General features: G+C 50.8%; 22 protein-coding genes and 1 other RNA gene. 4 read left to right on the forward strand and 19 right to left on the reverse strand.

What is annotated here, in order from left to right:
* Positions 1-4 precede the first annotated feature (4 nt).
* Complete coding sequence (locus tag HKD21_RS11340) at positions 5-802, forward strand: ABC transporter ATP-binding protein (protein ID WP_194255814.1); 798 nt, start codon at positions 5-7, stop codon at positions 800-802.
* A gap of 97 nt (positions 803-899) precedes the next feature.
* Positions 900-1,118, forward strand: a complete 219-nt coding sequence (locus HKD21_RS11345) for a hypothetical protein (RefSeq protein ID WP_011252962.1) — start codon at positions 900-902, stop codon at positions 1,116-1,118.
* Positions 1,119-1,155: 37 nt separating this feature from the next.
* On the opposite strand, the gene HKD21_RS11350 is transcribed toward HKD21_RS11345, so the two are convergent.
* The 3 genes from HKD21_RS11350 to ssrA form a co-directional block, all read right to left on the reverse strand.
* A complete protein-coding gene (locus HKD21_RS11350; RefSeq protein ID WP_194255815.1) occupies positions 1,156-1,548 on the reverse strand; it encodes a VOC family protein in 393 nt (130 codons plus the stop codon).
* 78 nt (positions 1,549-1,626) lie between these two features.
* Entirely contained in the window at positions 1,627-2,202 is a 576-nt protein-coding gene (locus tag HKD21_RS11355; RefSeq protein ID WP_194255816.1) for an SspB family protein, read from the reverse strand.
* Between the two features lie 102 nt (positions 2,203-2,304).
* Positions 2,305-2,629, reverse strand: a transfer-messenger RNA (tmRNA) gene (gene ssrA, locus HKD21_RS11360).
* Between the two features lie 94 nt (positions 2,630-2,723).
* Between ssrA and thyX the strand changes: the two genes are divergently transcribed.
* Both thyX and HKD21_RS11370 read left to right on the forward strand, forming a co-directional pair.
* Positions 2,724-3,635, forward strand: a complete 912-nt coding sequence (gene thyX / locus HKD21_RS11365) for an FAD-dependent thymidylate synthase (RefSeq protein WP_194255817.1) — start codon at positions 2,724-2,726, stop codon at positions 3,633-3,635.
* The gene (locus tag HKD21_RS11370; protein WP_194255818.1) at positions 3,622-3,840 is read left to right on the forward strand and encodes a hypothetical protein; all 219 of its coding nucleotides are present in this window, start codon (positions 3,622-3,624) and stop codon (positions 3,838-3,840) included. Before thyX ends, HKD21_RS11370 begins: the two co-directional genes overlap by 14 nt.
* Positions 3,841-4,524: 684 nt before the next feature.
* Here the strand turns inward: HKD21_RS11370 and HKD21_RS11375 are convergent.
* The 16 genes from HKD21_RS11375 to HKD21_RS11450 form a co-directional block, all read right to left on the reverse strand.
* Positions 4,525-5,217: an Abi-alpha family protein gene (locus tag HKD21_RS11375; protein WP_167383487.1), complete on the reverse strand. Its 693-nt coding sequence runs from the start codon at positions 5,215-5,217 to the stop codon at positions 4,525-4,527.
* 82 nt (positions 5,218-5,299) lie between these two features.
* Positions 5,300-5,671, reverse strand: coding sequence for a DUF6876 family protein (locus HKD21_RS11380; protein ID WP_099287429.1), 372 nt, complete (start codon positions 5,669-5,671; stop codon positions 5,300-5,302).
* Complete coding sequence (locus tag HKD21_RS11385) at positions 5,668-5,820, reverse strand: hypothetical protein (RefSeq protein WP_167383488.1); 153 nt, start codon at positions 5,818-5,820, stop codon at positions 5,668-5,670. The genes HKD21_RS11380 and HKD21_RS11385 overlap by 4 nt, the downstream gene beginning before the upstream one ends.
* A gap of 243 nt (positions 5,821-6,063) precedes the next feature.
* Entirely contained in the window at positions 6,064-6,357 is a 294-nt protein-coding gene (locus HKD21_RS11390) for an addiction module antidote protein (protein ID WP_174694299.1), read from the reverse strand.
* Positions 6,354-6,647, reverse strand: coding sequence for a type II toxin-antitoxin system RelE/ParE family toxin (locus HKD21_RS11395; protein WP_099287430.1), 294 nt, complete (start codon positions 6,645-6,647; stop codon positions 6,354-6,356). Before HKD21_RS11395 ends, HKD21_RS11390 begins: the two co-directional genes overlap by 4 nt.
* A gap of 63 nt (positions 6,648-6,710) precedes the next feature.
* Entirely contained in the window at positions 6,711-6,941 is a 231-nt protein-coding gene (locus tag HKD21_RS11400; protein ID WP_099287431.1) for a hypothetical protein, read from the reverse strand.
* 45 nt (positions 6,942-6,986) lie between these two features.
* On the reverse strand, positions 6,987-7,484 hold the full coding sequence (locus HKD21_RS11405) for a hypothetical protein (protein ID WP_099287432.1): 498 nt from the start codon (positions 7,482-7,484) through the stop codon (positions 6,987-6,989).
* An 800-nt stretch (positions 7,485-8,284) separates the two neighbouring features.
* Positions 8,285-8,716, reverse strand: coding sequence for a hypothetical protein (locus HKD21_RS11410; RefSeq protein ID WP_099287434.1), 432 nt, complete (start codon positions 8,714-8,716; stop codon positions 8,285-8,287).
* Between the two features lie 10 nt (positions 8,717-8,726).
* Positions 8,727-11,027 (reverse strand): autotransporter outer membrane beta-barrel domain-containing protein, encoded by a 2,301-nt coding sequence (locus HKD21_RS11415; RefSeq protein WP_194255819.1) that lies wholly within the window; start codon positions 11,025-11,027, stop codon positions 8,727-8,729.
* A gap of 52 nt (positions 11,028-11,079) precedes the next feature.
* Complete coding sequence (locus HKD21_RS11420; RefSeq protein ID WP_099287436.1) at positions 11,080-11,649, reverse strand: putative phage tail protein; 570 nt, start codon at positions 11,647-11,649, stop codon at positions 11,080-11,082.
* Positions 11,650-11,658: 9 nt separating this feature from the next.
* Positions 11,659-12,750 (reverse strand): baseplate J/gp47 family protein, encoded by a 1,092-nt coding sequence (locus HKD21_RS11425; RefSeq protein WP_167383489.1) that lies wholly within the window; start codon positions 12,748-12,750, stop codon positions 11,659-11,661.
* A gap of 239 nt (positions 12,751-12,989) precedes the next feature.
* Positions 12,990-14,477, reverse strand: coding sequence for a phage major capsid protein (locus HKD21_RS11430; protein WP_099287438.1), 1,488 nt, complete (start codon positions 14,475-14,477; stop codon positions 12,990-12,992).
* A gap of 62 nt (positions 14,478-14,539) precedes the next feature.
* On the reverse strand, positions 14,540-15,226 hold the full coding sequence (locus HKD21_RS11435) for an HK97 family phage prohead protease (protein ID WP_194255820.1): 687 nt from the start codon (positions 15,224-15,226) through the stop codon (positions 14,540-14,542).
* On the reverse strand, positions 15,223-16,542 hold the full coding sequence (locus tag HKD21_RS11440; protein ID WP_145994770.1) for a phage portal protein: 1,320 nt from the start codon (positions 16,540-16,542) through the stop codon (positions 15,223-15,225). Before HKD21_RS11440 ends, HKD21_RS11435 begins: the two co-directional genes overlap by 4 nt.
* A 141-nt stretch (positions 16,543-16,683) precedes the next feature.
* Positions 16,684-18,195 (reverse strand): terminase large subunit, encoded by a 1,512-nt coding sequence (locus tag HKD21_RS11445; protein WP_194255821.1) that lies wholly within the window; start codon positions 18,193-18,195, stop codon positions 16,684-16,686.
* A gap of 215 nt (positions 18,196-18,410) precedes the next feature.
* Positions 18,411-18,776, reverse strand: coding sequence for a P27 family phage terminase small subunit (locus tag HKD21_RS11450; protein WP_145994771.1), 366 nt, complete (start codon positions 18,774-18,776; stop codon positions 18,411-18,413).
* Positions 18,777-19,595: the final 819 nt, after the last annotated feature.

Here is a 19,595-nt window from a genome sequence, read left to right on the forward strand (position 1 = left end):
CATCATGGCCCATATCCGTCTTGAAGATCTCTCCCTGTCGTTTCCTGTTCTGCATGGCGGCTCGCGTTCGCTGAAAAAGACTCTGCTGGCTCGTGCGAAAAGCACCGTAGCTGCGCGGAACGGGGCTGTGGGCGGTCGAATGCGTGTCAGCGGTAATTCCGCTGAAGTCGTGGAAGTTCAGGCACTTTTCAACGTCAGTTTCACGATTTCCGAAGGGGAGCGGGTCGGGCTGGTCGGGCATAACGGTGCAGGAAAATCGACGCTCCTGCGCGTTCTTGCCGGAATTTACGAAACAAATCAGGGGACGCTGGATATTGAAGGCGACACCCATGCCCTCATCGATCCCAATGCGGGGATGAATGGCGAGCTGACGGGGCGCGAAAACATCCAGCTCTTTGCCTGCCGTATGGGGATGGGGCGGGTCGCGACAGAGGAACTGGAAAAGGATGTGGAGGCGTTCTCGGATCTGGGAGCGTTCTTCGACCTTCCGGTGCGACTTTATTCCTCTGGCATGTCTGTCCGTCTGGGGTTTGCACTGGCGACGGTTCCGCGCCCCCGGATCCTGCTGATGGACGAATGGTTCATGGCTGGCGACCAGAAGTTTCAGGACAAGGCCAAGGCACGGCTGGAAGGCATGGTCGATGCGGCTGAGATTCTGGTGGTGACGTCGCACGCGCTGCCGATTCTGCGTCAGTGGTGTACGCGCATCATCTGGATGGAAAGCGGAGAAATCCGCATGGACGGTCCGACCGAAGAAGTGTTGGACGCCTATGAAGCTGCGGTGGCGGTTACTCCGGTTTAAAAGCCTCTCTAACGTCATCTCGTGGGTAACAGAGTTGGTATGCTGGCAGACGTGGAGTAGGCTCCGAGGGGTCTTTTACAATTCAGGGAGACATTTCATGTCTTATGCCGCCATTGACGCTGCACGCGTCGCCAAAGCCTCCGAATCCGCTCTTCAGACCCTGTCGACCGTAAAGGAAACGTCCGAGGCCCATCAGCGCAAGACGATCATGATCGAACGGATTCATGCCCTTGCCAAGGCTGCAGCCGAAACCAAAGACTGCAATGCCATTACCCTCACATCCGAGGAATTCTGGCTGATTTCCAAAAACTGGTAACATTATCTGAAGGTGGTGGGGCGAGGCACCCCCGCCTTCAGCCGTTATAGGATGCAAGTTCGATCAGATTGCCATCCGGGTCTCGGCAATAGATGGATGTGATCGGACCAAGTGCGCCAAGACGCGCGACAGGGCCTTCAACGATTTCCACACCACATTTCTCCAGATGCTTGACGATCTGTTCGCTTGCGATGGCGGTTGTGAAACACAGATCCGATGTTCCGGGAGCGGCGGCCCCGGCGGTGTCCCATCCTTCTGTACCTTCGGGGCGAAGATTGATCTTCTGACCACCAAAGCTCAGGGCCACGCGGTTGTTACGGCCATACTCGTCGATATCCATGCCCAGAACCCGCTGATACCAAGACGCAGACAGGTCGCGGTTGCGGACGGTCAGCACGATATGGTCAAGGCGATCGACGGTAAAGCGCATGGGGATCCCTCATGAAAGCGACAGTCAGGCCATTGGTTCCAGTTAGTATAGGCCGGAACCACACACTCTGGCTAACGCCTAGCTGGGCGGACGCTTGCGGAATGCGGCGAGGCTGACGACTTCCGCGTCTTTCTTGCCGTCTTCCGAAGCAGAGGGTTCGGGCAGAACGTCCGGATGATGGGCAGGGTCGATGTCGTCTGGCTCCACGGCGCCTTCGGGAATCTCGATATCCTCATCGTCTTCAAGCGGAGAATGATTGAAGCGCAGGGCCATACGGATATGGGGGTCGGCAAAGGCCGTGATGGCATTGACGGGAATGCACAGGATGCTCCCAACGCCACCGAAGGACAGACCGACCGAAATCACGTTCTTGTCGCGGTCCAGCGCCAGATCCCAGAACTGATGCTGAAGGACAATGGTCATTTCTTCGGGGTACTGCGCTCGCAGACGGGCCGGGATGATCACATCCGGCCGGTTCGTGCGGAACGTCAGATAGAAGTGATGGGCTCCCGGCAGTCCCTCAGCCGCAACATGCTCGATCGCACGTAGCATGACTTCACGATAGGCGTCTTCCACCCAGTCATCATAGGGGAGGAGGCTCTCGGGAAGCTCGTGCTCGAAGCCGTCCTGGCCGTTGTGATCGTCGTCGCTCATGGTCGCAAGCCTGATGTTTCGGTCAATTCTTGCATCAGGGATGCGACAGACGGGCACAGATGGCAAGTCGTCTTTGAAAGGAATGTCGGAGACATGATGAGGTGGGAGGGCTTCTGTTGCCCGGTGCCCTCCCGAACCGCGCTTATCGCTTATGCAGCGACAGCGAGCACCTCTGAGTTATCGTTGGCACTTGTAAGTTTAGCCCGATGACGGTGGTACAATGCCGGGCAAAAGATAAGTCTTTACCGTGCGCGTCGAGCCTGTTTCGTCCCCACAGACCCCTTTTGCGAGGGGTTTTTCATGGTGGAGACGCCGGGCACTGCCCCCGGGTCCACAACACTTATTCCACTTACCGTTTATCGCCATAGCCGGGGACGAACCCCTTGCACTGACGAACATAGGAGTGCCGCTGCCCGCCCGCAAGGGAAAAGGCAGTGACGAAAAAAATTAAGGCGCAGGAATCGTGTCAATCCGATTCATTCGGATGACGCCAGCCGAAAGCCCATGCTAAAGCCGCCGCCATGGCACTCACATCCGAACAGCGCGCCGAGATCGAAGCTCAGCGCAGCGAACCCCAGCTTACGTCCCGTCCGACCGTGCCGGCGATGGAAAGCCTGCTCTTCACACCTTTCGAGGTGCTGGATCATGGTTTCCTGCGCGTGGTCGATTACATGGGCGACGATGGTGCGGTCGTGCAGGCTGCGCGTGTGTCCTATGGACGTGGGACGAAGAAAGTCTCCGAAGATGCGGGGCTGATTCGCTATCTGATGCGCCACCGTCACTCGACCCCGTTCGAGATGTGCGAAATTAAATTCCATGTGAAGCTGCCTGTGTTCGTCGCGCGACAGTGGATTCGGCATCGTATGGCGAGCGTGAACGAGTATTCGGCGCGTTATTCCATTCTGGACCGGGAGTTCTACCTGCCTGCTCCAGATCAGGTGGCGACGCAGAGCAGCTCGAACCGCCAGGGACGCAGCGATGCGTTGGATGCTGAGACGGCGCACGAGGTTCTCGAAATCCTGCGTCGGGATGCCAGCCAGTGCTATGACGATTACGAAAGCCTGCTGAACCCTGAAGGGACGGGTCTGGCGCGCGAGCTTGCACGGATCAATCTGACCCTGAACACCTATACGCAGTGGTACTGGAAGATTGATCTGCACAATCTGATGCATTTCCTCGCCCTGCGCGCTGATCCGCATGCGCAGTACGAGATCCGCGTCTATGCGGAAAAAATGATCGAAATTCTCAAGGCGTGGGTGCCTGCGACGTCTGCGGCGTTCGAAGAATATCGTCTCGGTGCCTTTACGCTTTCGGCCGGAATGCTGAAGGTTGTACGGCGACGTCTGGCGGGCGAAACCGTCACGCAGGAAAATTCCGGACTGACCAAGCGGGAGTGGTCTGAAATGATGGCGGTTCTGGATGGCCAATCCTGAACCTGGCCCCAGCTTGGCATCAGCCGTTCAAGATCTTGCTGAAAACGATCTTGAACGGCTGATGAATGAAGCGCGGGAAGCGCAGCTTGAAAATCCTGTTGAGGAAGCTTCTCTAAAGCCGCCGAATTTGCTCGTTTGGGCTATGGTGGCAGCGTTGCTTGTTCTGATATCTATTGTCATTCATTTTTTTTGGCCCGCGTCATAAAATATTCAATTCAGTAAACGATCAATAAAAATAAAAACTCCTTAGTTTTTTACTTTGAAGGATGCTGCGCTAGATTCAACGCGGATTCGCGTGAATTTTGCTACATCCGTCTCGCTGACTTTTACAAACAGACTTATCCACAAGAAAAATCAGCTTCTTAAAAGTGCTTCGAGTCGTGTGCCTACGCTCGTGTCTTGTGTTAAGTCGTTGATTTTATGAGATTATTTTAGAAAAGAATCGCAGGGGCTATCAGGATTCTGCCTCAGGCCTGTCAAGGGGATTTTTGGAATACCCACATTTCACCCTCTGTGAATGCAATACTTGTGCATTATTGAGATCGGCAAAGAATGCTAATTCTGTGAGGAAAATGCATGGCCGGATTTTATCCGAAACGGTCCTGACCGTTCGCCAAAATGCTGTTGCCATGCTTTTTGGAAAAGCTGGTGCCGGGTGAGGGATTTGAACCCCCGACCTTCGGTTTACAAATAGGACGCATTACGAAAAAAACCAGTAATATGCTGGATATTTTCAATGACAAGTTGTGCTGTGCTTTTTCTGTGCTACTTGGGCGCATTGCGAATCGCAAATGACCATCCACAGGAAAGTCCGAGCCTTGCGACTCGGACTTTCCTTCGCGGGTGAGATTACCTTAATGGGCTGAATGAGTGTTGTTTCCTTAAAATGTTATGGCTGCTCACTCGTTTCAGATGGCTTGGTGGGGGGTTGAACAAGTTTCCACACGAGATAACCCCGCGTTGTGATCTGGGTATCTATGCTGGGACTATACGGACCGCTCAAAACCGATGGAGGCGTAAGCCCGTGATATTTTATACACCCTAGTTCCATCAGGCGTTGGCATGAGTCCGCCAATATCAACTCATTGGCATCGTCGGCTTGCCCGATCCTTCTCTCGAACTCGATCCGGAGACCAAAGTGATTAACCTTCGCGTGGCTCTCTTTGGTCTCTTTGCAGCCGTACATGTCGAGAACCAGAGCATCAACGGGATCAAGCTGTTTGATGATCTTGATGACTGAGCTGGTGATACCGGTATCTTTTTGAACCAGCATCCTAGCGATCAAGGCACTCCAGAGCTTTTGCAGTTCCTCGCGATCTTCTTCCATCGCGGGCTCCAGAACCTGTTTGGCGGCTGTTGTGGAAACCTCTTCAAGCCGCTTTTGCCCCTCGATCATTTCTTCAGCCATAGCGAGTTCGTGTCGAAGGTTTCTCTTTCTTCGCCGGCGCATAATCGGATCGGTCCATACTAACCTGACCGTTTCATAAACAGCTTCTCCAAGGCCAGGTATTGCTTTCACGACATGGCCTAAAGCGTGAGTCGCTTGTTCTAGATCGGTGCTAAGAGGTGTCAGGTCGTTCATATGGTCCTCCATGAAGGATCATATCAAAAAGAAGCCCCGACTTGACGATAGGGGCTTCTTTTTTTGGAGACCTAACTTCTGCTCAATATTCGGTGTTGAGCATGATCACCCGGTTCTCTCCATCATCAACCCGATAGAGCTTGATCTCCTTCACGGGCATATCCGTATAGAGAACCTTCTGGCTCGTAAGCGTGACGGGCTCGCCTCCCTCTTTTCCTCCGTCAGTGCATGTCGCTATTGCGGTGTTGTCCTCGTATTTGCGGATGGTCCATGTCTGAAACTCCTCGGCTTTGACCTTTGTGTTCAGTTGGTGGCTACCGATCAGGTCAATGATCCACGAGCAGCCATTCTCTGCGATGAACTTTGCTCCGTCTGTCAGAAGTACTCCGGTTGGCAAACGCCACCATGTCGTCGATCCAGTGAACTGTCGGAGATCGGATTGTGTGAAGCTCATGCTATGCCCTCTTCAATGACGATTAGTTCTTGAAGGTCAGACAGTTCACGCTTGCGCTGTTCATACTCCCAAGGGGTAAGACAAAGTTCCTCGGTATGAATGATGGAATCATCAACGGGGGAAAGTGTTTCAAGAACTGCAAACAACATAAACTGTCTCCTTCGAGTAGTTTATTGCGAAGTTCTGAAAGTATTCCTATCGAAGACTTTGAGATTTATGGTTATTTATTAGTTGGCTATAGAATAAAATGAAGTGATGCTTTTGGTTATATCTGACTAGTTTACTGGTTCTGGTCTTCCTCATTTAACATATATTCTGCATTTCTTAGAGAAATCCCATTTAGTCACAAAAAAAGGCGCCGAAGCGCCTTTCTGTTATTGCTCTTTCGGGGATCAAGCAGAGGTGTGAAACGTGGCCTGTATCCCAAGTGCTCTCATGATGCCCATGAGGCTCGACAAACTGGGGTTCCCCTTATCGGAGAGGGCCTTGTAAAGAGCCGGGCGGCTGATACCAGCCTTGTTGGCTGTCTCGGACATTCCTCGTGCTTTAGCGATGACGGAGAGCGCGTGAGTGATCGCCGGGATATTACCGTCTTCCCATGCCATGTTGAGCAGTTCCTCTTGAACGAGAGGGTCTTGTGCTGCTTCAACACTGTTAAAGGTCTGTAGCTCTGAAACCTTCATCATTCCTCTAACTCCTGCGCCATCTGCTTCGCTGTCTCGATGTCCTTGCTTTGTGTCCTCTTAGTGCCTCCGCCGAGAACAACGACAAGGACCGCACCGCGCTGCACAAAGTATATCCTGTAACCCGGCCCATAATGTATGCGGCTTTCGGAAACACCCATTCCGCACGCCTTAACATCGCCAAATGAGCCGCCTTCCATCTGGATCAATCGGGCTCTGATTTTGGCAGCCCCTCGGCTATCCTTCAGCCCGTTAAGCCAACGTATAAAAAGAGGGCTTAGTTTGATTTCCATGTGTAAACTTTAGTAGACAGTGGGGGTTGCGTCAACCGAAAAGGTGGGAGGCGGATGGGAAGGCTAGTCGCCTTCCTCGACCTCAAACACCACCACGTCATCTTCGATTCGGTGCTCAACTTCTCCGCTGAGTAACTGGTGCGCTGCATCCTCGGGGATGCCGTATGCCTTTGCTAGAACCTGTCGCATCCCTGCACGGTCTTCCTCGAACGCGTATCCGTTCTTCGCCCAGGCGATTATCCCCGGCGTGTAGGCCGCTGCACTCGATCCGAGCCTGTATGTCTTCTTCGCCATGTCCCACCTCACAAAAAAGGGGAGCCTGCGCTCCCCGGTTGTTTCTCAGTGACCGCGACCAGTGCGGGCCTGTGCGCCTATGCGGGGTGTTTCCGGCTTTGCAGCTACAACCTCTTCCTCTTTGCGCTTGCGTTCGCTTGTTGCCAGCAGGGGCTTGTCGAGTTCCCCGGCCTTCGCTGCTACGATCAGCAGTTCAAGCACTGCCTTAACGTCATCTAACTTGGGACCGGTCTTAATAGCTGCTCCGCCTTCGGAAAGCTGGATCTTCTTCGAGCCGTATCGGGGAGAAACAAAGTAGGCGTTGTTGCCTTTCTCCCACCACGTCGCAAATCTCACAGACTTCTCGAACTTGTTGGTCTCGCCTGTTGCTTCGTCCTTCTCACGGCGTTCACGCATCAGATTGAAGGGCTTGCCTTCGACCTCTGCCTGTAGTGCCCGCAACTGCACTTCGACGCCTTCAACGAACCGCTTGCGGACGTGTGGTGCCCGATCATTCTCGGCGTCAACTTCTTTAACGAACTGTAGCTTGCTAAGAGCGGTCATTGTAAGTGTTCTCTGCTTTTTGGCTTTGCGTTATTGCTTGCCTACATCGCTAATATGTTTCCTTTCTGAATACCTTCCTATGTCAAAGATAGGCTTTTCTTATACTCTTTGGATATTGACGCGGAAAAGAAAAGACAAACCTACCTGATGGGCAAGTCTAGTATTGTCCTTATATTACTTGAATGTAGTGTGCTACTTGAGGGAAGCCAGAACCAACGGACTAGCCACACCGAGGACTTCTGCTGAATACAGAGAGCCCCTGAGAGCGTTATACAGTGCGGTCTAGGTCTTCTCGCTACACATTGTAGCCCAGATACTAAATGGCTCTGTACGACGCTCTATGAGGTTTGGGCGAGGTACCTCAATAGCTCACTGCGCTCGCCCTGAGGACCGAGTGCAAGTTGCGGAGTTTCAGACAGCAGGCCGACCTGCATAATCGGTGCGTTGACGTGGAAGACCAACACGTCTCCGCTTTTCATCCTGAAGGTGAACTCCAAGAAGTAAGTCGTGCTGTTGCTGCCTTGTGAAAGGGTAAAACTAACAACGGTTCCGGCTGCCGACGCCGGGCCGATGACTAGGCAGTTATCGCTAGACGCATCGCCGATGTTTCGTATCGAGCAACTGACCAGAGTGTCAGACGCCGATATAAGGTTTCGGATATCGAGAGAGTATGTGATCGAGGAGGACTGATCACGGCTCGCTAGATAAATGGCTTGCTGATCGAGGGCAGGATACCTTGCTATAACAATCTTGCTGTTTGTGAGATTAGACATCGCTTCTCCGTTTTTGTTTCAGTAGTTTTAGTTTGCAGATGGTGCGCTTGGGAGTGTTTTAGACTTTGTGTCCGTCCCATTATCGATTGCCATCAGTGCCTTTAAGTACGTTACCCACGCATCCGGCGTGGCCTCATTCAGCATCGTATAGTTGTTCTGCACGTATGTTCTTGCATCCGCCAGGGCAGTTTGTGCTTGATCGGAGAGAGGGGCAACGTAAACCGGTGCTGTGTAATCCACCACCCTCTTGCCCTTGACACCTTTTCCCACAGGCAGACGGAATGTTGGATCATTCCACTGAGCTTCTGTTAATGGAATCATGTTTGAGGCATCTGGTACATTGTCCAAAGACCCCATATCGCCCGTATCATACCATCCTGTTACGATAGTCGGCTGCGTAGCTGTCGTATCATACGAGGCATAATATCTTGCTGGATAATCTGCTGTTGTTTTTGTCATATCAATCTCCTTACTTTGGTCCAAAAGCTACTACTGAGAACTGAGTAGCACCTCTATTTACCACTCGGATTGTGAAACCCGAGGCATCCCAGTTATATGCTGCAAAATCGACGTCAATATCTTGGGCCGGTGTGATAAGGATTGCTACTGGTGCTGATCCAAATGCTTGCGGAAAGTTTACGCGCATATTGTCAGTTGCATTAACTTGGAATGGCTCCATTCTATTACCATAAGCAAAGTTCCAGATGTTTCCCGAGGAACCGAAATCACCTTGGTAAGAGCTCCACGGAACATAGTTGGCATTAACCCAGTTCGTTGTTCCATAACCCTGACTATTGACCCATGACTGAACATCATTGGCTTTTTGATTGGCTACGTTATGGGCGAAAGCTGTTGTGGCTATGTGTGTTCCATTATCTTCATTGCCGTGTGTCTGGTACCATGCTTCGCCACCTACACTTAGATTTCCATTGACCAAAACCCCGGCATTAAAAGCTACTGTTCCGTTATAGGAACCAATAGTATTCGTGTAGAGCCAGTTGCCCTGACCTACCCTGACATCACCATTCACGATTGCAGCGCCGTTGATGGTGGCCTGACCGGAAGTGATATTTCCACCTAGGTTCAGAGAGCCGTCAGGATTGAATATCGCAAAATGATCCGAGCCGTTGTTGGTATGGATTACAACATTTCCCTGATTTGTATCCTGATATACCGACGAGTTTCCGCCGTTGTTGAATGCAAGTGTCTTTAGAAAAGCACCTTGGAATGTCGGCGTTGAACTTGTTTGGAGTGTTTGGTTCGTAATCGTTCCGACGTAGTTGTGAACAAACGAGGTAGATGCTGCATTTTTAGAGTTATCGGATGTTGAAACAGTGGGAACCTGCAACCCTGTGCCGACTGACACGATGCCAGAGTTTCTGCTTATCGTGAGGGGTGTCGATAAGAGGGTATTGCTGTCCGAGTAAGCAGAAATAACCAGATCACCACCGGCGTTGTTGCCTGTCTCTGCTGCATTGCTTTTTCCGATGGTCCAGCGATTTTTGCCGCTATTGCTCAGGTAGATGGTTGCCCAGTCAGACCCATTATCAATGATGGATAGGTTAGACGTCAGGTTGGGGGTCGTTAGTGCTCCAGCGGTTATCTTGCCGCTTACGGAGAGAGGGCATGAAAAAATAGCGTTTGCGGCTTGGAAGTTCAGGGATGCCTGACCAGTAGCAGATGCTGAACCACCGCTTGCAGAAATGCGAGCGTCAAAGTCATGATTAACACCGAAGGAATGGAAATCCAGATAGGTGGTATTGTTCTGACCGTTAGTGGTATCGCCTAGTTCTATACCCATTGTGCCGCCCGACGACGCGCCGACACTCAACGCCTTACCGATAGTAGCCTGACCAGTAGTCGTTATGTCGTTCGCTGTTAGGGAGCCTGAAACGGCTAGAGGAGAATAAAGGGTGGAACTGGCGGGAGCGAGAGACAGAACTCTTGAAGCCATATCGCCGGTAGTGGAACTGTCTCTGAACATGAAATGACCACTGAAGTCAGTGAACGTCATTATATTGCCAGTACCCTGACTCCATGTTGTCGCGTCTGTTCGGTAAATGTCGTTATCCAAGGAGATTGAATGATAATAATGATCCCCTGCGTTCGAGATCACATGAGCGCTGGTTGAACTATCCTGCTGGAGCGAGATGCCGCCGATTGTCGCAGATTGATCGACCTTCAATGAACCGGATATCTCGCCACCGATGAGGGGCAGGTATTGTCCCTGAACCCAGTTCTGTTCAGCGAGATAGTGCCATGTCCCGGAACTGTCCTGTGCAGAGGTTGTGCCAGCAACATGATTGAAACCTATTTTGCGAATACCGTAGGTGTTGTCGTCTTCTTGCTGGAATACAAAGCCGCCTAGTTGCGTCTGATCGACCTGCGCGATCAACTCCGAACCTGTCCAGCCGATATAAACCTTGTTATTAGCCATCCAGTCACCACCGCCCTGCTGAACTGGCGTAAAGCCGACTGTCGCTTGCATGGCCTTCTGGTTCACATAATCTACGGTAGCGATCTGGTTAGCTGGCGCGGATGAACCCGGCTGCGATGTCAGAGGAGTGCCTGTTAGTGTCGGACTGTTCAGAGGCGCAAATGTCTTGTTCAACAAGTTGCTGATCTGGCCAGATGAGTTGTCGGGATTGACGCCATGTGACGTTAGGATTGCATTTAGCTCACTAACGATAGTGTTCATATCCGTGGTGGTAAGTTTTGTTCCCTGTTGTCCGATAGCCGGATTAGGGTCCTGATATGTTTTATTGAACATCAAATAACCTCTTAAAAATGAATATATTCAATCGTATTTAATGGTTTCCTTATTACGCGAAGTTTGGATTGTAGTAAAAATATGCTTTGCACATTGCAGGAACTAGGTCTGAGAACTCGCATTCAAGAAAAGCAATGTTCGGGTTGTCTGTGCTCACGAATGTAACGGCATAGACTTGGCTTTCGTCGTCCATCGTTCCAACGTCGTCACCGAAACGGTAAACACCCGGAACGATACCCCCATACTCAACTACCTTGATCGTGAAGCCCATTGCTCGTGCATGGTTGACGTAGAAGTCTTTCGAGATGCTGCCCGTCATCGTTAAGCGAGCAACGATCTGACCTCTGCGTTCATCATCACTGGAGTCTGCTGTTACGCACTTACTCGGCAGACCTACTGCCGTTTCCCACACGTCTATGAAGTTTGTTGTCGTCGCAGGGAAGAGATCAACAAGGAGATCACAGGCCGCATCATCGAACCTCTGTTTCTCTTGGTTCAAACCCTCAACGAACTTTGACATATTACTGCCGGGATTTTTGTTCCAAGCATCGCCATTAGGAAGAAGGTTCTTTGCAGCATTGATGTAGTCGGCTGCCTGTGTTCGGGTAATAAGGTTACTCATGGCGCCTCCTTAGTTGTAGGTAATGTTGCCGATGACAGGAAGCTGACCGAGCGTCGTTGTGACGTTCCCGGACGGCGCTGTCAGCGTGAAGTCAGTTGAGCCCGTCACACTGCTGATTGCAGCGATGATTGAGGCTTGCGAAATGACCGAGCCAAGCGGTGATCCCTGATTTTCAAATAAGGTTGTTAGTGAGGTTTTGATCGCACTTTGAATGGACGCCGATGCCGATTTGAGCCCAGACAAGGTGATGTCTGTTGAGACTTTGATCGGGGAGCAAACGAGCAACAACTCGGAGACCGGCTTCTGGGATTGCAGCGCATTAGCGACCGAGAGCTGATCCCCCGTCGCTGTCTGCCAGCGAGTATCGAGCGTTGAAGATCCGTCCGAGCCTTGCGGGAAGCCCTGATACTGGTTTGTACGATCCATCATGACATACAGGACCACTTGCCCTGGCATAACGGGTACGGGGTTAACCCATGCAGCGGTGACACCGGGAACGGCTAGAGCCCAGTCCACATGGTCTTGCGAAGAACCGCCTACGCTTCGGACTTTGAATGCGTCGATTACGCGAACGCGAAGCTGATCATCTGTTTCTAGTGGTGTACCATTTTCAATGGAGTTGGTTAGAGTAACGGAAGCGTTTACGCCCGCAATCGGGCTGATGAGCGAAAGCATTGAACCTGCGCTCGCATTGCCGGATGTGCCTGAAACGGTAGCTGTTATGGGAACACTGTTTCCAACATTGGAAAGAATGTTCGTCGTGTAGATGAAGCCATCGCTTCTTTGCAGGACCGTACCCGCTGGAATGGTCGCGTTCGTTGTGCCCGAGAAAGAAACCGATCCTGTTGCCAGAGCGGCAGACTTTCGCGTGATGCCTTTGAGGGATGCCCATTCCTCAAGATAAACGTCCGTAGCCGTCGCCGGGCTGGCCTGAAGGATCAAATATTGTAGGAATGCCCAAAGGTAGTAGATTTCTTTTGAGTCGGCTCTTGCTATTGTTCGTAGAACTGATTGGTCAGGAAGATTGACGCCTGTACTGTTTACGATGTCCTGTTCCATTCTTTTACGAATGGTTTCAAACGTAGGGTAGGCATATGCCATGGTAATACCTCTTATATTGGATAGAATATTCTCTCCGTATTTAGAGGCGTTTGGATTTATCGGCGTAAAGCAAGCGGGCGTCATATATGCCCGCAGAGGGCATTTAGTGATCCCGGGGCACTGTGTAACAAGCTGGGCGTTAAATGCGCTGTGCGGGCTTCTGAGGGCGTCTTAGGGACGCTATTCACAGGAAAGCCCCGACATTGCTGCCGGGGCCTCTTGTTTTTGGCTTATTCCGATTAGCCGTTGTTTGCACCGCTTGCACTTGTGCCTGCCTGACCCTTCTTCGCAACTGCGCCAGAAGCATCTGTGCCAGCCAAGTTAGGAGTGAAGATCGAAGAATCAACACTGGAAGCAAGAGCAGCGAAGTTGCCAAGGGACCAATCTTCAACAGTCATCTTCGCAATCGCGTTAGGCTGAACAGTGTTGAAATCGTGCCTCATGGAAGCCTTGAAGCTGTAGAGGTCCTGTCCCCAAGAGTGAACAGCACCGCTAGCGTTCGAATACGAACCAACGTCAGTACGGTCGAACTCATAAGAGGTAGCTTCACCGAAGCGCAGGTAGTCACCCTGAACCAAGTAGATATTGGACCCCTTTCCAGAAGTACCAAGATTTGTCGGGATCTGTGTCGTGGTCAAAATGTCCTTTCCGAATAGCTTGCCCGAAGCAAGCTCTTCCTTGAATGGGAACTGGTAGTCGTTAGCGAAGAACATCAGAGCATTCTTGACGTTCGGGTGCATAAGGAATGTCGAACCCTCGGCGTCAATCAACTTACCTTCGAGAGCAGCAATCAACTGAGCAAGGCTCTGGGAGATTGTCGTTACGTTTGTAAGGCCGGTCGTACCGGTCAACGAAGTGAAGGTGTTAGCAGCGGGAACGAGACCTTCAAGACCGATTGGCTTGTTGCCTGATCCGTTATCAAGGCTGTTGATCATAACGCTATCGACCTTAGCGGACATAACGCGACCAATCTGCTTTGCAACCTTAGCGGCAATCTCGAAAGGAGATAGGATATCAACTTCTTTGGTGATCGACGTTACGGCAGCAATCTTTCTCCAACGGAGATATACGCGGTCCCAATCGCCTTCGCTGTATGGGAACTGTTCGCCTTCGTCGATGTAAGCGGCGGTCACGGTGCCTGACTCACGAAGGATGGTCTTCTGACCAAGTGGCATAGATTCTTTCTGAGCAATCTTTACGATTACAGATTCAGGATAAAGCGCCTCAACGTATCCTTCCATTGCCTGTGGGATGATCGGCTCACTGGTAGTAGTGGTTGCCTTGGTCATAATGTTTGCCGCATCGGAAGCCTTAAAGCCGTTCGCCTTTAGCTTTGTTGCAGCATCACGGCCATGCTTCTCGGCAAAAATCTTACCAAGACCGCGATAACCAAACTCTAGTTTTGGATCGAGGCCCGAACCAATATCCTTGTTGATCGAGAAGGTCTTAACCTTGAACTCACCGGACTTCTCATCAGAGTCAGATGAAGCAGGCGAAGAGGTGTCTTCTTCAGCATCCTTTGCTTTCTTCGCATCAAGCTCTTCTGCACGAGCTAGGCGCTCTTCGAGAGTGCGAACGCGGTTCTGTAGATCCTCATATTCTTTCTCGGCTGGTGCTGTGTCTTCGCCTTCATCTTCTGCTTTGCAGAGAGCGATAAATGCCTTGTCGAGTTTCTTTACTGCTTCATCTAGCGAAGCCTTTACATCAAATGTGCGATTAGATGACATATATGTCTCCTTGAATGTTATTAGTGATAATCACCTTTGTATTTATTGATTGAATATTATATTCACTTGAGGCGAGATTTGATCTTTGCCAAGTCAATCTCGCGCTGTAATCTTTTGCGGTTTATTTTTTTCTTCTGCTCTGGAAGAATGTCACTAGCTTTATTATCGCTAGTATCAGGGTGGTTACTGTCTTCAGTGTCTGGGGCGTCATCTTCTTGTTTCTCCTTTACATTGACTAGAAGTGCCTCTTGGTTGCAGGGGATCGGCACAATGGAGAACTCAAGAAGTTCTGATTCCGTTATGGTCATTCCACCGGCATCATTGATGCTGTAGTTGAGGGGGCGGAAGCCGATGCTTACGGCGCTGATAAAGCCGTCTTTTAAGGCTCTGCGACAGAACTCTGCGTCTGGACCAACAACGGGATAATCCGCTGGGCAGAACTCAACAGTTCCCTGCCATCCATTACCGACGCGCTTCAGTTCAACGCATCGCCCGATAGGCCATTCGCCGTCGTTATGGATTTTGAGAACGCGGGGATTTCGTAGATACTCGGTAACGTCTAAGCCATCGGGATCAACGATATCGTTAGCTCTATCCAAGGCATCGTTTGTGATGACGAAAGTGAAAAGATCACTGCCGTTGTCTAATGCTTTAATCTGGAAATCGGCTGTAACTGTCTTTTCCAGAGCCGATACGTCTTGAGACTTAACGGCATCACGGAAGCTCTTAATGGATATATGTTTCCTCATGATTGGTTTTCACTTTCATCATTGTCGGTTGGTAGGGTTCCTCCCGGTGTTGTCTGCAAGCCGTCGGTCTGGCCGATCGCGCCTGTATTGAGTGGACGTAGAATCTCATCGCCTCCCTCGTATCCGGGGAGACCTTCTCTTGCGCGCCATTCGTTTGGAGATAGAAGACCGGCAACGACGGCTTTGGAGCCAGCGTCAACGCGATCCTTGTAAACAGGACTGACAGCCTGTGTGTAATCGTACTTCATGCGATATTGATCACGCTCGGAAGCGATGAAGCACTTATCCAGAAATAGCTCTTCAAACTGCGTTGTTACGGGTCCGCAAGTGTCGCTGTAGAAGGTGCGCTCTTTCTGCTCGATGGATGCAGCGGCGTCCTTGTCCTCAAGTCCCAATCTATGAGCAGGGTAGTTCGTGACGTTACAGACGTTTCGCTTTGAATCCTCACCCATTTCAGGAAGCATCAAGTCCTTGACGCTTAGGTTCATGGGAACAAGTTGAATGTCTGGTGGAAGAGCGGGACCCATGCCAACATTGGCCGTTCCTGCCATTCCCTTCATCAAGTTTTCACGGATCGTAGCAAGCTGTTCCGGCTTATATCGACCAGTCGTTGTGATGATATATTGGATAGAAGTTCCGTTGCGGAATGCACCTGCTCGCGTCTCTTGAATGGCAAGATCAATCCCGAAAACTTCCGGCGATAGATCAAGCGGCCCCTTACCGATTATGTTGTTCTCGAAGTTGGTGTGCATGAGATGAATGACATCTTCTTGCAGGAGCCTTCTTGTCTGGCCGGTTTCGGCTGCAAAGCTCGTCTTTCGGCCTTTGAACTGGTTGGTCGACGCCGTGTAGAGCCTGTCTCCGTCTTCCAGTTCCGTGACGCTCATACGGTCAGGTGTGATGGTGATCAGCTCAACGGGGCGTCCATCATTTCCTCGGATGATCGCCACATAAGCGTTTCCCCAGAGGACATAATGGATCATAAGATTGTTCATGAACTGGAACCACGAACGATCCTTGCTGTTCGGGGTTTTAAGCAAGCTGCAAAGCGGATGGTCCGTTGTGTTTGTCCATCCGCCGTTGGAATCTATCTTCTGAATGTTCGGTGGTAGTTTTGCGATTGCTGATGAATACCCCGTCACACACCCGAAAACAGTTGGTGACTTCATGACCGTGTAAGGGGTGACGACAACGCCTGAAAACGTCGATCCTGCTCCCACCATGCCGGGAGGTGGTCCCCAGTATTGAGGGGCTTCTATATATGCACCCGGCCCGAGTTTTGCTGGAGGATTATCGGAAGGGATCGGTGTTTCCACCGGGACGGCTTCGGCCTTTGTGATAGTTGGCGCGGCCCAACTACTCGTAGGTGTGGGGCTTGAATCCTCCCCTTTTATTAATCTTGAAAATATGGACACATGAATACCTCGTAAGAATACTTCTTTGAGGTATTTATTTCGTTACCATATCACTTCGGTTGAGAGCGGCTGACTGCCATCACGGATATAAGAATGAAGGGCATTACACGTTGCATGAACGCCGTCTATCTTGCGCGTAGACATCTTATTTTCTTTGGAAAGCTGTAGGTTCTCCAAGTGGTCATATGAGGCATAGACGTTCAGGCAGTTCCAACGGAAGATCGGATTGTTAAACTTGATCTTGTGTTCAAGGATGGACTCTTCAAAGAGCTTATTCGCAAGGTTTAGGTTCTTTCCCTGCGTTACAGGCCAGACTGTTAGGCCCTCGTCTTCAAGCTCTTCCATCATATTTTCAGAGCCCCATTTATCGACGTTTACCGTTTCGATTTCATATGTCTTGCTCAAGTCGATGATGTAGTCCCGCATTTCTCGATAGTCGATTGTTCGGCGGCGTTGCGTTGTTAGATATCCGTCACGGACCCAAGCAGGATAAAGCTCGTTTCCAGCACCTTCTACCGTGGCCTCTGGAAGCCAGTACTTCGGAAAGACATAGAAGGTATCATCGCGTTTGAAGACAGTAGACACGCAGGTCATATCTCGAACACTCGACATATCAACGCCGATCCAGCAGGGCTCTCCTTTGAAGTCCTCGATCTTCAAACTTGTATCCAGACCCGCATTAACGTCGCTGGATTCCAGCCACTGCGACGAACTGGATAGCCATATGTTCAGGTTAAATGTGAAGAATGATGCTCGTTCGGATTTAGAGCGTTTTGCATCCGCTGCGTTCTTCTCGAACTTCTTACGGTTAAATCCGAAGTCCCAAGAAGGATTGGCCTTGCGCCATGTGCTTTTCTCAAAGGGGTTATCGCCTTCATCAGCGGCCCATATGCAGCCGAAGAACGTTTCATCGACCAAGTTGCCTTGCAGAATATCGACGCATTTTCGGTGCATGGAATAGCCAAGCCCTTCCATTGAATCGCCTGCTGTCGTGATGATCTTGGTGAGTGTCTGGGGTCGATCTTTCAACATGCCTGTTTGAAATATGTCGTAGACCTTTCGTGTCTTGGTTGTGTGAAACTCGTCGAAAATCACCACACTTGGGTTCAATCCGTGCAGCCCATCAGCATCACTAGACACGGCGCGGAAGAACCCACGGTTGCCGATCTTGCGCCCATTTACGACGATCTCTTTGTCTAGGCGGATTTCTTCCTGCTTCGCTTCGATCCCCAGTTGAGACATGAGGGCAGGATGGTTCTGTGTATGCTGATAGGTGAAGCCGTAGAGGATGCGAGCCTGTGCTTCCGTAAGAGCACTGACATAAACCTGTGGGCCGCCTTCGCCATCGCAAGCGAGGAAGTAGATCGGCATCCCTGTGATGACTGAGGTCTTACCGTTTCCTCGTCCCATCTCGTCGTATGAGAAAGAGAAGCGTCGGTAGTCGTCTGAATCGTTAACCCATCCGAGCGTCTGGGATATCGACCATAGCTGATAGGGATACATCTCGAAGGGCTGTCCCATCTTGGTTCCTTCCAAGATGGTCAGGTAGCTCATGAGAGTTTGGTATCTTTTCCCTTTGCTCGGGTCATAGTGGTAAGGGAAGTCAGGTGTAGAAGCTCGCTCCAGATCACGGATAGAGCGTTCACACGCGAGCTTCGTATATTCACCTGTTATGATTTTCCCAGACAGGACATCCTTGACGTAGGCATACTGATCTTGCTGTTCGAGATTGCCAGCATCAATGGCGGCGAACTTTCCTCCGCACGACATTAGGTCAATCCGGGAAACTGCACGACTGTCACGGTGTCTTCGTCGGATGCGCCTTTCTTGAGGGACTTGGTGTCCATCGGCGTCATGCCAAACTTGGCATACAGACCTTTCAGGGAAGCCTGTGTGGCATGAAGGGCTGTCAGTTCAGGGTGCTGACGACGCATCTTCCCTGAGTCGTAGAACTTGCCATGTTCGTCGATATAGGCCCGATACTCTTCTTCATCGGTAATCAGGCAAACCATCTGAACCATCGCCGCTTCGTGGCGTGCCTCGTAATCAGGATGAGAAGTTAGCTGTTCAAACAACTCTTCTCTTCGAGGTTTGCCGTCAATGTTTTTTGGGAATGAGTTTTTCTTAATAGTCACGATAATAATCTCCAATGATGTGTCGGAGATATTTAGCTTTTGACTTTTTTACTTTTTCAAAATCAGGATTTTTACGGACTAGACTGGGTGTGCGCTCGTGTTTGGGTCCGCTCAACTTTTCGGAACGCGTTACCCCTTAGGTCATCAAGCCCTCAGAGCGTCGTAGAGCACGGTGTAAGGTGCGCGGGTGCAAGTAGTGCTGCGCTGGTGTGCGGGGGTCTGTACGGGCTTCTGAGGGGGAGACTTCGCCTACCTACCGCTCGCTGATGAGTACGAATCGAGTACATTCTCATTGAATGTAACAGTGGTGGCTGGTATCAGGGATGAAGCATTAGTAAAGGATAGACCCTAATGACTAACGTCTCAGAAAGAGTAATCGTTGCAGCTATAAAAAAGGTTGTCCGCCTAGAATCCGACGGCGAGTGGCGACTATCGCTCGATCTGACCGGTGAACCTGCAAACGATCTTCGTAACTTCCTTCAGGCGCACATAGAATCAGGCGAGCGTAGTGTAAGCGGTGTAGAAGGTTTTCTTTCGCAACAGATAAGTCAGATAGTTGAAACTAGGATTGCTGAAAAGAAACAAAACTTAGACGATTACGAACAATATGTAGTCGAGCGGTCGGGTCGAGGCTGCCTAGAGCAAGTCTGGCCTGTAGCGCAGGAGTTGCATAGATTTATAATCCCCTCAGCCAACTAAATCTCTATCGATCTCGGTGGTAGTGGGAAAGTTGCCATTGATGTCTTCAATCGTTGCTAGCAATCCGAAGAAAGAGAAGACGTCCTTGTTAAGGGTATGAATCGTCATACCGTTTTCTCT

It is taken from the genome of Gluconobacter cerevisiae (genome assembly GCF_015244675.1).
In the GTDB taxonomy this organism is placed as follows: domain Bacteria; phylum Pseudomonadota; class Alphaproteobacteria; order Acetobacterales; family Acetobacteraceae; genus Gluconobacter; species Gluconobacter cerevisiae.

Bases quoted from the DNA above. Each gene is read 5' to 3' on its own strand.
- HKD21_RS11340 (WP_194255814.1), top strand. From the start codon at position 5: ATGGCCCATATCCGTCTTGAAGATCTCTCCCTGTCGTTTCCTGTTCTG.
- HKD21_RS11345 (WP_011252962.1), top strand. From the start codon at position 900: ATGTCTTATGCCGCCATTGACGCTGCACGCGTCGCCAAAGCCTCCGAA.
- HKD21_RS11350 (WP_194255815.1), bottom strand. From the start codon at position 1,548: ATGCGCTTTACCGTCGATCGCCTTGACCATATCGTGCTGACCGTCCGC.
- HKD21_RS11355 (WP_194255816.1), bottom strand. From the start codon at position 2,202: ATGAGCGACGACGATCACAACGGCCAGGACGGCTTCGAGCACGAGCTT.
- thyX (WP_194255817.1), top strand. From the start codon at position 2,724: ATGGCACTCACATCCGAACAGCGCGCCGAGATCGAAGCTCAGCGCAGC.
- HKD21_RS11370 (WP_194255818.1), top strand. From the start codon at position 3,622: ATGGCCAATCCTGAACCTGGCCCCAGCTTGGCATCAGCCGTTCAAGAT.
- HKD21_RS11375 (WP_167383487.1), bottom strand. From the start codon at position 5,217: ATGAACGACCTGACACCTCTTAGCACCGATCTAGAACAAGCGACTCAC.
- HKD21_RS11380 (WP_099287429.1), bottom strand. From the start codon at position 5,671: ATGAGCTTCACACAATCCGATCTCCGACAGTTCACTGGATCGACGACA.
- HKD21_RS11385 (WP_167383488.1), bottom strand. From the start codon at position 5,820: ATGTTGTTTGCAGTTCTTGAAACACTTTCCCCCGTTGATGATTCCATC.
- HKD21_RS11390 (WP_174694299.1), bottom strand. From the start codon at position 6,357: ATGATGAAGGTTTCAGAGCTACAGACCTTTAACAGTGTTGAAGCAGCA.
- HKD21_RS11395 (WP_099287430.1), bottom strand. From the start codon at position 6,647: ATGGAAATCAAACTAAGCCCTCTTTTTATACGTTGGCTTAACGGGCTG.
- HKD21_RS11400 (WP_099287431.1), bottom strand. From the start codon at position 6,941: ATGGCGAAGAAGACATACAGGCTCGGATCGAGTGCAGCGGCCTACACG.
- HKD21_RS11405 (WP_099287432.1), bottom strand. From the start codon at position 7,484: ATGACCGCTCTTAGCAAGCTACAGTTCGTTAAAGAAGTTGACGCCGAG.
- HKD21_RS11410 (WP_099287434.1), bottom strand. From the start codon at position 8,716: ATGACAAAAACAACAGCAGATTATCCAGCAAGATATTATGCCTCGTAT.
- HKD21_RS11415 (WP_194255819.1), bottom strand. From the start codon at position 11,027: ATGTTCAATAAAACATATCAGGACCCTAATCCGGCTATCGGACAACAG.
- HKD21_RS11420 (WP_099287436.1), bottom strand. From the start codon at position 11,649: ATGAGTAACCTTATTACCCGAACACAGGCAGCCGACTACATCAATGCT.
- HKD21_RS11425 (WP_167383489.1), bottom strand. From the start codon at position 12,750: ATGGCATATGCCTACCCTACGTTTGAAACCATTCGTAAAAGAATGGAA.
- HKD21_RS11430 (WP_099287438.1), bottom strand. From the start codon at position 14,477: ATGTCATCTAATCGCACATTTGATGTAAAGGCTTCGCTAGATGAAGCA.
- HKD21_RS11435 (WP_194255820.1), bottom strand. From the start codon at position 15,226: ATGAGGAAACATATATCCATTAAGAGCTTCCGTGATGCCGTTAAGTCT.
- HKD21_RS11445 (WP_194255821.1), bottom strand. From the start codon at position 18,195: ATGAGCTACCTGACCATCTTGGAAGGAACCAAGATGGGACAGCCCTTC.